This is a genomic window from Aeromonas sp. DNRA1 (assembly GCF_963888745.1).
GTDB lineage: Bacteria > Pseudomonadota > Gammaproteobacteria > Enterobacterales > Aeromonadaceae > Aeromonas > Aeromonas hydrophila.
The window spans coordinates 1-13465 of the sequence record NZ_CAWPKQ010000005.1 but is presented as its reverse complement, the minus strand read 5'-3'; the positions used below and the strand labels follow the sequence as shown (position 1 = coordinate 13465).

The 13465-nt window shown below is 60.1% G+C and carries 11 protein-coding genes, 1 tRNA gene and 1 rRNA gene; 5 read left to right on the top strand and 8 right to left on the bottom strand.

The features are described from left to right. Positions 1-26: 26 nt before the first annotated feature. The 5 genes from AACQ43_RS16000 to AACQ43_RS15980 form a co-directional block, all read right to left on the bottom strand. Complete coding sequence (locus tag AACQ43_RS16000) at positions 27-998, bottom strand: TAXI family TRAP transporter solute-binding subunit (protein WP_029301753.1); 972 nt, start codon at positions 996-998, stop codon at positions 27-29. A gap of 416 nt (positions 999-1414) precedes the next feature. Continuing rightward, positions 1415-3568, bottom strand: coding sequence for a S9 family peptidase (locus AACQ43_RS15995; RefSeq protein ID WP_168967863.1), 2154 nt, complete (start codon positions 3566-3568; stop codon positions 1415-1417). Positions 3569-3792: 224 nt separating this feature from the next. Beyond that, complete coding sequence (locus AACQ43_RS15990; RefSeq protein WP_011704327.1) at positions 3793-4224, bottom strand: DUF411 domain-containing protein; 432 nt, start codon at positions 4222-4224, stop codon at positions 3793-3795. 49 nt (positions 4225-4273) lie between these two features. Then, entirely contained in the window at positions 4274-4597 is a 324-nt protein-coding gene (locus AACQ43_RS15985; protein WP_073348676.1) for a hypothetical protein, read from the bottom strand. Between the two features lie 87 nt (positions 4598-4684). After that, entirely contained in the window at positions 4685-5407 is a 723-nt protein-coding gene (locus tag AACQ43_RS15980; RefSeq protein ID WP_168967862.1) for an SDR family oxidoreductase, read from the bottom strand. A gap of 143 nt (positions 5408-5550) precedes the next feature. Here AACQ43_RS15980 and AACQ43_RS15975 point away from each other — a divergent pair, with 143 nt between their 5' ends. The 5 genes from AACQ43_RS15975 (at position 5551) to AACQ43_RS15955 (ending at position 10676) form a co-directional block, all read left to right on the top strand. Beyond that, positions 5551-6393 carry a LysR family transcriptional regulator gene (locus AACQ43_RS15975; RefSeq protein WP_016349119.1) on the top strand — a complete coding sequence of 281 codons (843 nt, stop codon included), beginning with the start codon at positions 5551-5553 and terminating at the stop codon, positions 6391-6393. Between the two features lie 77 nt (positions 6394-6470). Continuing rightward, positions 6471-7070, top strand: a complete 600-nt coding sequence (gene kefF, locus AACQ43_RS15970) for a glutathione-regulated potassium-efflux system oxidoreductase KefF (protein ID WP_168967861.1) — start codon at positions 6471-6473, stop codon at positions 7068-7070. A gap of 70 nt (positions 7071-7140) precedes the next feature. Then, positions 7141-9003 carry a monovalent cation:proton antiporter-2 (CPA2) family protein gene (locus AACQ43_RS15965; protein ID WP_168967860.1) on the top strand — a complete coding sequence of 621 codons (1863 nt, stop codon included), beginning with the start codon at positions 7141-7143 and terminating at the stop codon, positions 9001-9003. Continuing rightward, complete coding sequence (locus AACQ43_RS15960; protein ID WP_041217004.1) at positions 9000-9386, top strand: SirB2 family protein; 387 nt, start codon at positions 9000-9002, stop codon at positions 9384-9386. Before AACQ43_RS15965 ends, AACQ43_RS15960 begins: the two co-directional genes overlap by 4 nt. 303 nt (positions 9387-9689) lie before the next feature. After that, a complete protein-coding gene (locus tag AACQ43_RS15955) occupies positions 9690-10676 on the top strand; it encodes a helix-turn-helix transcriptional regulator (protein WP_005308002.1) in 987 nt (328 codons plus the stop codon). Between the two features lie 1147 nt (positions 10677-11823). Here the strand turns inward: AACQ43_RS15955 and AACQ43_RS15950 are convergent. The 3 genes from AACQ43_RS15950 to rrf all read right to left on the bottom strand — a co-directional run. Further along, positions 11824-12986 (bottom strand): IS3 family transposase gene (locus tag AACQ43_RS15950; RefSeq protein WP_168967859.1). Its coding sequence is split into 2 segments (ribosomal slippage): positions 11824-12731 and positions 12731-12986, totalling 1164 coding nucleotides; the frame shifts between segments, so codons are not numbered across the junction. A 212-nt stretch (positions 12987-13198) separates the two neighbouring features. Beyond that, positions 13199-13275 (bottom strand) — tRNA-Asp (locus AACQ43_RS15945). Between the two features lie 97 nt (positions 13276-13372). After that, positions 13373-13465 (bottom strand): 5S ribosomal RNA (gene rrf, locus AACQ43_RS15940); the annotation flags it as partial.

Here is a 13465-nt window from a genome sequence, read left to right as displayed (position 1 = left end):
AGTGACAGCGGCCCTTGGGCCCGCTATCAGAGCCAGCCGCGCTCTTTGTAGTAGCGGGCAGCCCCTTCATGCAGCGGGGCGGAGAGACCCACCTTGATCATGTCGGCCTCTTTGAGGTCGGCGAAGGCCGGATGCAGGCGCTTGAAACGATCCAGGTTGTCGAACACCGACTTCACCAACTGATAGACCACTTCCGGATCGGCCTTGGCACTGGTGGAGAGCACTGCCTTGCCGCCGATGGACGGGGTCGGCTGGTCGCTGCCCTTGTAGATGCCGCCCGGGATCTCGGCCTTGCTGTAGTAGCTCTTCTCGGCCAGCAACTTGTCGATGTCCGCGCCGGTCACCGGGACCAGCACGGCGTCGGTGGTGGTGGAGGCTTCCTGGATGGCGCCGTTCGGATGACCGACGAAGTAGCTCATGGCGTCGATGTTGTTGTCGCCGAGTGCTGAGGCTTGCTCGGCCGGCTTGAGCTCGGAGACCAGGCCGAAGTCGCCCTTCTTCCAGCCCTTCACCGCCATGATCTCTTCGAAAGTATCGCGCTGACCGGAGCCCGGGTTGCCGATGTTGACCCGCTTGCCCTTGAGATCGTCAAAGCCGGCGATCTTGGCGTCCTTGCGGGCTAGGATGGTGAACACTTCGCTCTGCAGGGAGAAAACGGCGCGCATGTCGTCCATGGCCCCCTCGGCCTGGAATGGCGGCAGCCCCTTCATCGCCTTGTACTGATGGTCGGACTGCATGATGCCGAAGTTGAATTCACCGCTGCGGATGCCGTTGACGTTGGCCACCCCGCCACCGCTGGCCGGGGCGTTGCACTTGATCTGGTGATCGGCGGCGCCGCGATTGAGGAAGCGGCAGATGGACTGGCCCGCCACGTAGTAGACACCGGTCTGACCGCCGGTGCCTATGGTCACGAAGCGCTCCTGCGCCTGCACCGGGCCACCGAACGAGACGCCGGCCAGAGCAGCCGACAGGGCACACGCCAGGGATAATCCTTTCATGTTGTTCATCCTTTTTGATTGATTCAGCTCGCCCGTTCCACGGGCGAATGCCGGACAAACCACCGTTCTGCGTCGACGGTTTGTCCATGACCTCGATATGAGGAATCGGGTGAACGGCGAACGTTCCCCAAAAAGCCACCAGCATCCTGTGGTGAGACAGTCGGCTTCATGCCAACCGAAGATAATTGGCCCCGAGGGGGCCAATTAAAGAGTCATAACGGCTTCGATTAAGCACACGGCGCCAACATAAATCAAACAAAAATACAAAACGATGGATATGGATGACGAGAAATTTGAAGCCGATCATTAATTTGCTGATCAGAGATTAATTGGATGTGCTACCGGTCGGTAGACAGAGCGGGAGGAGGGAGATTCTTTTGCAGCCCTTGACTGGCAAGGGCTGCAACTGTGGTGACTTATGCTTGTGGCTTGGCCAGATCCAGAATAAACGCGAACTCCAGCGCGATATCCTCGTAGGCCTTGAAGCGACCCGACTTGCCGCCGTGGCCGGCGTCCATGTCGGTGCTCAGCAACAACTTGTTATCATCCGTCTTCAGCTCGCGCAGCTTGGCCACCCACTTGGCCGGCTCCCAGTACTGCACCTGGGAGTCGTGCAGACCGGTGGTCACCAGCAGATTGGGATAGGCCTGCGCCTTGACCTGATCGTAGGGGCTGTAGGCCTTCATGTAGTCGTAGTAGCGCTTCTGGTTCGGGTTGCCCCACTCGTCGTACTCCCCGGTGGTGAGAGGAATGGACTCGTCCAGCATGGTGGTGACCACGTCGACGAACGGCACCTGGGCCACCACGCCGCGATAGAGCTGGGGCGCCTGATTGATGATGGCCCCCATCAGCAGGCCACCGGCGCTGCCGCCCATGGCGTAGACCTGATCCTTGGCGCCGTAGCCCTGCGCCACCAGCGCCTCGGTCACGTCGATGAAGTCGTTGAAGGTGTTCTGCTTTTTCAGCAGCTTGCCATCTTCATACCAGTGACGCCCCAGCTCCTCGCCGCCACGGATGTGGGCGATGGCGTACACGAAGCCGCGGTCCAGCAGGCTCAGCCGGGCGCTGCTGAAATCCGGGTCCATGCTGGCACCGTAGGAGCCGTAGCCGTAGACCAGCAGCGGATTGGTATGCGCACCGGCCCCCGCTTGCTTGAACTTGTCCTTGCGATAGACCAGCGACACCGGAACGGCCACGCCGTCACGGGCGGTGATCCAGAGCCGCTCGCTGGCATATTGGTCGGCCTTGAAGCCCGCCACCGGCTGCTGCTTGAGCAGGGTGCGCTTGCCGCTGTTCAGGTCGAGCTCGTAGGTGGACGAGGGAGTGGTCATGGAGGAGTAGCCATAGCGCAGCGCGCTGGTATCCGGCTCCGGGTTGTAGGCGAGCCAGGTGACATAGGCCGGATCGTCGAACGCGATCTCCTTCTGCTCACCGCTCTGCCAGTTGACCTGGCGCAGCCGGGTCAGCCCCTGGCTGCGCTCCTCCAGCACCAGCCATTCCTTGAACAGGGCATAACTCTCCAGCAGCACGTCCGGATTGGGGGCGATCACCGCCTTCCAGCGATCTACCGGGCTCTCCTTGGTCTCGTAGAGGCCGAAGTTCTTGCCGTCCTTGTTGGAGCGCACATAGAAGCGGCCGCGGTAGTGATCCAGGCTGTATTCGTGATCCACCTGGCGCGGCAGGAACAGCCGCGGCGCCTGGGTCGGCACATTGGCATCGATGAGACGCGCCTCGCCCGAGGTGGTGCTGGAGAGGGCGATGACGATGAAATCTTCCGAGGTGGTGGCGTAGAGGCTCACATAGAAGGAGTCGTCCTTCTCCTCATAGACCAGCTGATCCTTGGCCGGATCCGTGCCCAGCTCGTGGCGATAGACCTGATAGGGCAGCAGCGTCTTGGGGTGCTTGCGCACGTAGAACACCGTCTTGCTGTCGTTGGCCCACACCAGATTGCCGGAGGTATTCTCCAGCGTGTCAGTGGCCCATTTGCCGCTCTCCAGATCGAGGAACTGGATCTGGTACTGACGGCGGGAGAGGAAATCTTCCGCCACCGCCAACCAGCGGTTGTTGCGGCTCACCTCGAGCGCCCCCAGGGCGTAGAACTCGTGGCCTTCGGCACGCTGGTTACCGTCCAGCAGCAGGCTGCTTTCCGACTCACCCAGCTTGCTGCGCGAATAGATGGCGTACTCCTTGCCCGGCTCGTAGCGGGTCTGGTAGCGATAGCCGTTCTTCACGTAGGGCACCGATTCGTCCTGCTGCGGAATGCGGGCCACCATCTCCTGATAGAGCTGGTCGCGCAGTGGCTTGATCGGTTTGAGCATGGCATCGGTGTAGGCGTTTTCGGCCTCGAGGTAGGCCAGCACCTCGGGTTTCTGGCGCTCGTCATCGCGCAGCCAGTAGTAGTTGTCGACCCGGGTATCCCCGTGTTTCTTGATGGCGTGAGGGTGTTTGGCGGCCACGGGAGGCTGGATCAGGGTGTCGCTTGTGGGCATGGCGGACTCATCATTGGCATATGAACAGGGAACGGCGGCCAGACAAGCCAGCAGCAGAAGCCCTCGGGAAAAGGTGAACATGTCGCATCCTTTGCGCTGTAAAAGGGTTGGCGGACCTGAGCCTTGGCTCCTTGGACAGGGGATCAATCTGCCCCTTGTCGCCTTCAGTTGCAAGTTCTCCCGCGCCCTGATGTAAAAGGGCCGCCATCTCGCGATGGCGGCCCCCATACCTGACCGTGAGCGACACGGGCTCGCTCAGGTGTGCCTCACATGATGGAAGTGTGTCTGCTCACGGCCAGTTGTCATCAGCCGGGGTAGCTCGACCAGACCTTGGTCGCGCCCTCGTTGCTGATGCTCAGCACCTGATAGGGCTGACCCGGAATATCCATGCCCGGCGCACTCTGGGGCATGCCCGGAATGGTCAGGCCGCGGATCGCCGGTTTTTCCTTGAGCAACTTCTGCACGTCGGCGGCGGGTACATGCCCCTCCACCACATAGCCGTTCACCACTCCGGTGTGGCAGGAAGCCAGCTGCGGAGTGATACCGTACTGCTGCTTGACCGGTTCAAGCTGCTCGGTTTCGACGACCTTGACCTCAAAGCCGTTCTCTTCCATGTGCTTGATCCAGGTCTTGCAGCAGCCGCAATACTGGGACTTGTAGACGGTCATCTGCTCGGTTGCCAGAGCGGAAAAACTGACGGTACCGGCCAGCACGGCCAATAACAGGGACTTGTACATAACTCACCTCGGATAAGAAAAAATGCCCAAAAAAACAGGGGGACTCGACTCAACCGAGATGACGGGGCGGACGCTCCAGCCGGTCGGTTGGAGCATCCGGCATGAACTGGGAGGGGGAGATGAAATCCGGGGTATCGGGTTCCAGCATGGCAACCGTCAGGCTGTCGCCAGTGAGCACCGTCATGGCGAGCGCCGAGGTGAAGCTGCCGCAGGGCATGGCCTTCTCCAGGGTACGTTCGCTCTGGCTGCAATGAGGCGTCAGGGTACAAAGATCGGTCGCCGCCCGGCTGCCAAACGACATCAGCACCATCAGCAGACTCCACAGGGGGAGCCAGCGGCGGGCGCGAGCGAGTTGGCGACGGGTCAGAACCATGAGACGACTCATTGACGAAAGGTGGCCTATGGTAACCCTTGGCCCAGGGGGAGGGTCAAGCCCTCCCCCTCTGCCAGTCAGCCGCCATCAAGGTTGCTGACGGGTGGCCGCCAGCACGATCTCGCGCACGCAGACATTGGCCGGCTGGCTCCAGGCATAGAGCACGGCGTCGGCGATCACCTCAGGCGCAATGACGCCCCCCATCTGATCCTTCCAGTCGTGATAACCGGCCTTGATGCTCTCGTCCGTGGTGTGGCTGAGCAGCTCGGTTTCCACCGCGCCCGGGGCTATGGTCACCATCCGCACGCCGACATCGGCTACCTCTTCCCGGATGTTCTCGGTCAGGGCGTGCACCGCGAACTTGGTGGCGCAGTAGGCAGCATGGTTCGGGAAGGTCTTACGACCGGCGATGGAGCTGATGTTGATGATGGTGCCGCTGCGGCGCGCCTTCATGCCGGCCAGCACGGCGTGAACACCGTTCAACACCCCCATCACGTTGATGTTGAGCATCTGCTGCCACTCGGCCGGGTCCTGCACGTCGGCCTGTCCCAGCAGCATGACGCCAGCGTTGTTGACCATGCAGCCGACAGGGCCGAATTGTGCCTCGGCCTGCTGGATGGCGACCTTCATGGCGGCGGTGTCGGTCACATCGACCCCGATGCAGAGGGTATCGGGCAGCGCCAGCGCCTGCATGGGCTCGACCCGGCGGGCCAGCAGCAGCAGCGGATGGCCGGCGGTGGAGAAGGCGCGGGCGATGGCGGCACCGATCCCGGCGGAGGCACCGGTGATTACGACGAGAGGCTTGGGCATGATGTTTTCCTTCTGATTCAAGAGTCGGTTTGAGCAAACAAGCGGCTGGCCAGCACGGAACGGGATCACTATAGTCACTCCATCCATCAGTGATAAATATTGTTTTCCGCTGGTTATCATCTGAAAAAACTATGGTTGGGCTTATGCTGGACTTGAGACTGCTGCGCTTCTTCATCGCCATCTATGAAGAGAAGAACATCACGGCGGCGGCCGAACGCTGCCATGTCAGCCAGCCCTCCCTCTCGGCGGGGCTTCGCCAGCTGGAAGAGACCCTGGGTGACAGCCTGTTCATTCGGGGCAAGAAGGGGGTGGCGGCCAGGGATCAGGCCCATTACCTCTATCCCCACGCGGTCAAGCTGGTGGAAGAGGCGCGCCGGCTGCCGGCGCTGTTTCGCCAGAAGGCGACGCGTGCGCGGCTCAACATGGCCATCATGCCGGACCTGAGCCGGCGGCGGGTGGCGGGATTGCTGCAGCAGGTGCAGGCTGTACTGCCCGAGCTGGATCTCACCCTCTCCGATTACGGAACGCCTGCCGACTGTCGGCTGACCCTGGATGCCCTGCGCCGCGAAGACGAGATCTTCCTGCCGCTGTGGGAGGAGGATTATGTCTTGTGCGTGCGAAGCGACCATCCCCTCGCCAGCCGCCAGCAACTCGAGTTGGCCGAGCTGCAACATTATGATTTTATTGAGTGCCCTCCCTGCGAAGCCCATCAGCAGACCATAGGTCTGCTGGCCTGTGACCGACTGACCCTCAATCTGGTGGCCAAAGCCGAGAGCAAGGGGCTGGTGATGGCGCTGGTGCTGGCCGGGGTCGGCATCAGCTTTCTGCCGGACGGACTGGTGGAGGACGAAGCGGGTCTGTGTACCGTGCCCGTGCGCGGGCCACGGATGTTCCGGCGCATCGGCCTCTGCTATCCCGCCCACCAGACCCTCAATCCGGCGCTGCGCGAGCTGATCCCGGAACTGGCGAGCCATGGCGCTTCTTGATAACGTCGCTGCTCAATGCATCTTTTTTTCGCCGGTCTCTTGCATCGGTATTTGGCCCCTCTTCAGATCAGGAACCCATGAAACGCATTCTGGTTATCTTTTCACACCCGGCGCTGCAGAGCTCCCGGGCCAACAAACAGCTGCTGCAGGCCATTGACGGCCTGGAGGGCGTCACCCTGCACGACCTCTACCAGCACTACCCCAACATGTTCATCAACGTGAAGCAGGAGCAGGCCCTGCTGTCTGAACACGACATCATCGTGTTCCAGCACCCCTTCTACTGGTACTCCTGCCCCGCCATCATGAAGGAGTGGATGGATCTGGTGCTGGAGTATGGCTACGCCTACGGCCCGGAAGCCCACGCCCTCAACGGCAAGCAGTGGCTGTCGGCCATCACCACCGGCGGCGCCCCCGAATCTTATTGCAGTGAGGGCTACAACCAGCGCCCGCTGCTCGACTTTCTGCTGCCGTTCCGGCAGACGGCCCAGTTGTGCGGCATGAGCTGGCTGCCGCCATTCGTGCTGCACTCCTTTCACAAGATCCGGGATCAGGAGGCGCTGCGCCGCTGTGGCCAGGACTATCGCCAGTTGCTGTGCGCCCTGCGCGACGAACAGCTGACCCCGGCCCAGCTTGCCGGCAGCCCCTATCTGCGCGATCTGCTGGAGGTACTCTCATGACCCACTCTCGATCCGGGCAGCGGCCCGGCCTGCCGACATCGGCCTCCACCACAGTGCGGAGGATCCGCTGATGGGACATGGTTTGCTGTTCGATGCCTTCATCTACCTCTCCGCCGCGGTGATCGCGGTGCCGCTGGCCAAGCGCTGGGGGCTGGGCTCCGTGCTCGGTTACCTGCTGGCGGGCATCATCATAGGTCCCTTCCTGCTGGGGCTGGTGGGTGAACAGAAGGATGTGATGCACTTCGCCGAGTTCGGGGTGGTGTTGATGCTGTTTCTGGTCGGGCTGGAGCTCAGGCCGGCGCTGCTGTGGCAGCTGAAGGGGCCCATTCTCGGCACTGGCGGGCTGCAGGTGCTGCTGACCACGGCGGCCCTGACCGGTGTGGCCCACCTCATCGGCCTGCCGTGGCAGCAGGGGCTGGCCATCGGCCTCATCCTGGCGCTCTCCTCCACCGCCATCGTGCTGCAGAGCCTGCAGGAGCGCAAACTGATGCAGAGCGAGAGCGGCCGCTCCGCCTTCGCCGTGCTGCTGTTCCAGGACATTGCCGTCATCCCCATCCTGGCGATCCTGCCGCTGCTGGCCATCGCGCCGGTGGCCAGCAGCGGCAGCTCGGAGCTGGCCGGCTGGCAACACGGCCTGCTGGTGGTGGCCGCCATCTCCGGCATAGTGCTGGGTGGTCATTACCTGATGCGACCGGTGTTTCGCGCCATCGCCCAGTCCCACATGCGGGAGATCTTCGTCGCCGCAGCCCTGCTGCTGGTGATCGCCATCGCCGTGTTGATGGAATCGGTCGGCCTCTCCCCCGCCCTTGGCTCCTTCCTCGCCGGCGTGGTGCTGGCGGACAGCGAGTATCGCCACGAGCTGGAGGCAGACATAGAGCCGTTCAAGGGGCTGCTGCTCGGCCTCTTCTTCATGTCAGTGGGCGCCGGCATCAACTTCGGGCTGTTTGCCGAGCACCCGCTGTTGATCCCGGCCCTGGTGGTCGGCCTGATGGTGCTCAAGTGGCTGGTGTTGATGGCGCTCGGTTTTGCCATTCGCATCTCGCCGAGTCAGCGCTGGACCTTCGGGCTGGCGCTTGCCCAGGGTGGGGAGTTCGCCTTCGTGCTGTTCTCGTTCGCCGCCCAGAACAAAGTGCTGCCGGGGGATACCATCGCCCTGCTGACGCTGGTGGTGGCGCTCTCCATGGCGCTGACACCGCTGCTGCTGATCCTCAACGATCGGGTGATCCAGCCCTGGTTCGACTATCGCAACCAGAGTGAATTGCCGCAGCACGAGCAGCCGGAGCTGGTGGAGCACCCGGTCATCATCGCCGGCTTCGGCCGTTTCGGTCAGATCGTGGGGCGTCTGCTGCACGGCCACGGCATCGGCACCACCATCCTCGAGCAGGATGCCAGCCAGATCGAGATGCTGCGCAAGTATGGTTATCAGGTGTTCTATGGCGATGCCAGCCGGCTTGACCTGCTGCACGCCGCCGGCGCCCACAAGGCCAAGCTGCTGGTCCTTTCCATCAACGATCCGGCCACGTCACTCGAAGTGATTGAAATGGTGAAGAAACACTTCCCGCACCTTAAGATACTGGCGCGAGCCCAGGATCGTCCCCACGCTCACGAGATCCTGCGCCAGGGCGTGGGCAGCGTGTACCGGGAAACCCTGGGTTCTGCCGTGGATCTGGGGGTGGAAGCCCTGACCCAGCTCGGCTTTCGGGCCAACCAGGCCTGGCGGGCCGGCCAGACCTTCAAGCAGCACGACAACTGGCTGCTGCGGGAACAGGTCAACTACCTGGACGACGAACACACCTATATCAACAAGAGCCTGCAATACCGGGACATCCTCTCCGATCTGCTGCAAGACGATCAGGAAGGACAGGAGCGCATTCACGCTCACAACTGGAACAGCGGTCTGCCCGACACCGACAACGACAAGGAAGCAATATGATTGCCTATTACCCCATGCTCAAACACCTGCACATGACGCTGGCGCTGGTCAGCGTGCTGCTGTTCCTCTATCGCTGGCTGCTGGCCCTCGGCGGCAGCGCCCGCCTGCAGCAGAAGTGGCTGAAGATCCTGCCCCATGTCAACGACACCTTCCTGCTGCTGTTCGGGGTGCTGCTGGCGGTGACCCTGCAGATGAGCCCGGGCCAACAACCCTGGCTGATGGCCAAGCTGATCGCTCTGGTGGTTTACATCGGCCTCGGCGTCATGGCACTCAAGCGCCCTGCGCGCGGCCAGAAGCTGGTGGCCGGCCTCGCAGCCCTGGCGGTATTCGGCTATATGGTGGGCGCGGCCATCACCAAATCCGCCTTGTCCTGGCTGGCCTGATCCAGCCAAAAAGTACCTGCCTGACGGAGGGGAGCCATCCCCTCCACATCATATTCTGTATTTCCCCGTCATTTCTGTTTTTTCCTCTACCCCAGATCCGTAAGACAGCACTTTCATTTGGTGAATTTTCATCATTTTTTAGCCTCGATTGCTGCCCTAAATGATGGCAATTATGTTTAGGATCATGTGGTTAGCTTGGTTTGTATGAAAATGGCGACAGTTGTCGCAGCAAAACTTGCGACATAGACTGTCGCAAGGCATGGCTAGGATACACTCAACGCTAAACCAGTGAAGGCATGCACCATGAGTAAGAAGCTGTTACGACAACTGACCTTGGCGCGTTGCATCCCGCACCGCCCTTACAAGCTGACCGCCAGCCAACTCCAGGTAAAACTGGAAGAAGAAGGCATCCACGTCAGTCTGCGTACCGTGCAACGGGACCTGGAAGAGATGTCCGGCATGGGGTTGTTCGATCTCACCTCGGATGAACGCAGCAAACCACACGGCTGGTGCTTCGAGCGCCATGGCCTCAACGATTTTGCCAACATCATGCCGCTCTCCTTGGCAGTGGCGCTGAAAACCTGGAGCGATCAGGCCAGCCAGCTGTTGCCGGCCAGCGTCCTGACCGAACTGAACCCCTTGGTCGACAAGGCCAGCCAGGTGATCCGCGACAGCCAGAGCGAACTGGCTGAACGCTGGCTCGAGAGCGTGCACCAGTCACCGCGTCCGTTTGCCGGCAACCCGGAAATCCGCCGCAGCACCCTGATCCGCGATGCATTGTGGCGCGGGCGCAAGTTCAGTGCCGAGATCCAGCGTGTCATCAAGGAGCGCACCGTATGGCTCTGCTACGACCGCATCAATCCGCTCGGTATTCTGAACCAGGCGGAAGGGCCGACCCTGCTCTGCACCCTGTCCGAGCTGGATCCCAAGGTCTACGGCATCCCGTTCGATCACATCAAGAACGTGGAGCTGACCAACTTCAGCGCGACCCAGCCGAAGGATTTCAACATCCAGAAACTGATCCGCGATCAGGGGTATCAGGATGTCAGCGGGCCAATCCGCTTCGTCGGTCGCATCGATGCCAACTGTCCGACCCTGGTCGACGGGCAAATCCCCGGCCACAACCCGCGCATGACTCGCTACGACAAGCGCAGCGTGGTGGTGGAAACCGAGGTACAGGACACCCCCGAATTCCGTACCTGGCTCAACAATATGAGCGGGAATCTGGAAGTGTTGGCGCCTGAATCCTTGCGCAAGGCATATCCGACACCGGGTAGCCGCGTCAGCTGACCACCTCAGAAAAAAGCCGGGCAAAGCCCGGCTTTTTGTATTCTTTTTGAGCATATTTATTCAACTAATTTTTAAGTCTTACCCACCGAATTGAGCCTGTTTGTACCATCGTTTTCGCCCTGTTTTTGCGTGTAAGAGATCCGCCATGGCAGCTGTAAGAGGCCACTGTGTCGAACCGTACGCGAAGCCATCTTTGAATCCACATACTTTCCCATGAAACAAACTAATATCATGATTTATATGAATTTATCTTCATGATAGTGGTCATTGAACCGCTATCCGCACGCCAACAACGCCGGATCCTACCTTGTTCCGCCCCCTGGTTCCCTTAATATGGGTCTCACAAGGACGGAGCTGGTTCGGCAGGATGCGGAAACAGCGCATAAGCAGGGAATAAACCACAGGATGTGGGCAGGGAACACCTCAGGATGAGGCCGGTAACCAGGATGGTTATCAAACGGAATGCAGGACACCACTGGACGTGGTTGTGGACACCTCGGGATGAGGCAGAGCAAACAGGATGATTGCTCTTCAGGAAGAATATGGACCTCGCGGAGGCGAGCAGGACAGCTTCAGGATGAAGTGAGATAACCCGGATGGTTGTCTGTCAGGATGATGCAAGGAACACCACGGGATGTGGTAACGGACACCTCCAGGATGGAGAGAGTGCAGCAATCAGGAGCGATTGCCAGGCTAGGATGGCCACAGGACACCTCAACGGATTGGGAAGGGGATATTCCGAAGGATCAGGATAAAGTCAGGGATTGCAGGGAGCGTTGCAGTTCATGGACTGGACTAGATGACTTGAGGGGACGGCAGCTGCCGTCCCCTTTTCTTTATGTGTTTTTTGTATCAGAGAGTTCAATCACCAGGGACTCTACTCGCTAGAGTATGCCCCTCGATCTCGGCTCCCATATTCATGTCAGCCAAGATACCAACGCCTCTCAACCCCGCTTCGCGAACGCGGCTTTGAGTTAGTAGTGCAGCCAGCAAGTAATCACCCACAAAGCTCCCCTCCATTCGCTCAGCCCCTCTTAAATGGTACTTCAATCAAGGAAGGCTCCCAGCGCAAATCATGTTTACAGCTGGCTCATGGTGCGCACAGCAACATTCCTGCCCACCAGAAACACCGGGTGGAATGTAGTGGTCAACTAAATCCGGACACACAGTTAAGCCGATTTTCGGCCTCTGCTGGCGGTATCCCATCATTGTGTTGATGCGGGCGCCGCCAGTTGTAGTAATCCATCAGGTAATAGCTGATATCCCGCTTGGCTTCCCGCAGGCTCATGTACCCCGTGGTCGGAAGCCATTCCGTCTTGAGGCTCCTGAACAGCCGCTCCATCGGCGCGTTATCCCAGCAGTTGCCACGCCGACTCATGCTCTGGGTCATGCGATAGCGCCACAGCCGTTGCCGAAATACCCGGCTGCCGTATTGGCTGCCCTGGTCGGAGTGAAACAGCACGCCAGACGGGCAGCCCCGTTGCTGATACGCCATGTCGAGCGCTTTCACGGCCAAGTCAGCATCAGGCCTGCCGGACATCGCCCAGCCCACGACCCGTCGGGTGTGGAGGTCGAGCACCGCCGCCAGGTAATGCCAGCGGCCACCTGCCCATACGTAAGTGATGTCGCCGCACCACACCTGATTGGGTTGCGGGGCAGCAAATTCACGCGCCAGATGATTGGGAATATCCGGTCGTTCAGACCGCGCGACCTGATAACGATGAGCTCCCGGTTGTTTGGAGACCAGCCCGGCCTCCTTCATCAGGCGACGCACCTTGAACCGACCAATCTGATGCCCCAGTGCCCGCATCATTGACATCAAGGCCCGGCTGCCAGCTGAGCCTCTACTCTCTTTGAACAAACACCGTAACTCACTTCTCTGCTGCACCCGTTCACGGTTAATTGTGTGCCTGCGAGCCAGATAGTCGTAAAAACAGGCGGTTGGTATACCGAAAGCGCAACAGACCAGGGGGGTGGGGGCTTGCTCCCTTAATCGGTCTATCAGCGCGTACGTTCGAGTTCGTCCGCCATCAAGAGAGCAGTAGCCTTTTTTAGAATGTCCTTTTCACGTTCGAGCCGGTTGATACGGGCTTCCAGCTCCTGGATTTTCTGCTGCTCCGGAGTCAGCGCTTTGCTGATTGGGGTAGTACCACCGCGTTCGGATTGCAGTTGCTGAACCCATCGACGCAGCACGGTTTCGCCGAGATCCAGTGAACGGCTGGCTTCGGGGACTGAATAGCCTTGGTCGAGCACCAGGGATACGGCTTCCAGTTTGAACTCGGCAGTGAATGAGCGGCGTAATCTTGTCATTGAACACCTCTGGTAATGGTGGTGACTGTACCACCTAAAACGGTGTCCGGGATGATTAGACCACTACAGAATGGACCCACCCCGACATGACTACCGTCTGGCTTTGCGTGTTTTACTGAGTCACGTGAGGAAAAAAAGAGGAAATTCGGGGACATGAGTACTGTGCCGGAAACGAAAAAAAGCCCAGTCGTTAGACTGGGCTTCTTGAGTAGTGGCGGAGCGGACGGGACTCGAACCCGCGACCCCCGGCGTGACAGGCCGGTATTCTAACCGACTGAACTACCGCTCCGCTGTCTGGTTAGCTTTTTGCTAAATTGTCTGCCGTTTCAACGAGGTGTCATCCTCTCGGCCAATTATGCAATGTGTGCATAACTGTTTAATTGGGTGCCTGGCAGTGTCCTACTCTCGCATGGCGAATGCCACACTACCATCGGCGCTACCGCGTTTCACTTCTGAGTTCGGCATGGGATCAGGTGGTT

Coding starts and splice junctions, on each gene's coding strand:
- AACQ43_RS15960 (WP_041217004.1), top strand. CDS start 9,000: ATGATTGCCTATTACCCCATGCTCAAACACCTGCACATGACGCTGGCG.
- AACQ43_RS15975 (WP_016349119.1), top strand. CDS start 5,551: ATGCTGGACTTGAGACTGCTGCGCTTCTTCATCGCCATCTATGAAGAG.
- AACQ43_RS15965 (WP_168967860.1), top strand. CDS start 7,141: ATGGGACATGGTTTGCTGTTCGATGCCTTCATCTACCTCTCCGCCGCG.
- AACQ43_RS15955 (WP_005308002.1), top strand. CDS start 9,690: ATGAGTAAGAAGCTGTTACGACAACTGACCTTGGCGCGTTGCATCCCG.
- AACQ43_RS15980 (WP_168967862.1), bottom strand. CDS start 5,407: ATGCCCAAGCCTCTCGTCGTAATCACCGGTGCCTCCGCCGGGATCGGT.
- kefF (WP_168967861.1), top strand. CDS start 6,471: ATGAAACGCATTCTGGTTATCTTTTCACACCCGGCGCTGCAGAGCTCC.
- AACQ43_RS15985 (WP_073348676.1), bottom strand. CDS start 4,597: ATGGTTCTGACCCGTCGCCAACTCGCTCGCGCCCGCCGCTGGCTCCCC.
- AACQ43_RS15995 (WP_168967863.1), bottom strand. CDS start 3,568: ATGTTCACCTTTTCCCGAGGGCTTCTGCTGCTGGCTTGTCTGGCCGCC.
- AACQ43_RS16000 (WP_029301753.1), bottom strand. CDS start 998: ATGAAAGGATTATCCCTGGCGTGTGCCCTGTCGGCTGCTCTGGCCGGC.
- AACQ43_RS15990 (WP_011704327.1), bottom strand. CDS start 4,224: ATGTACAAGTCCCTGTTATTGGCCGTGCTGGCCGGTACCGTCAGTTTT.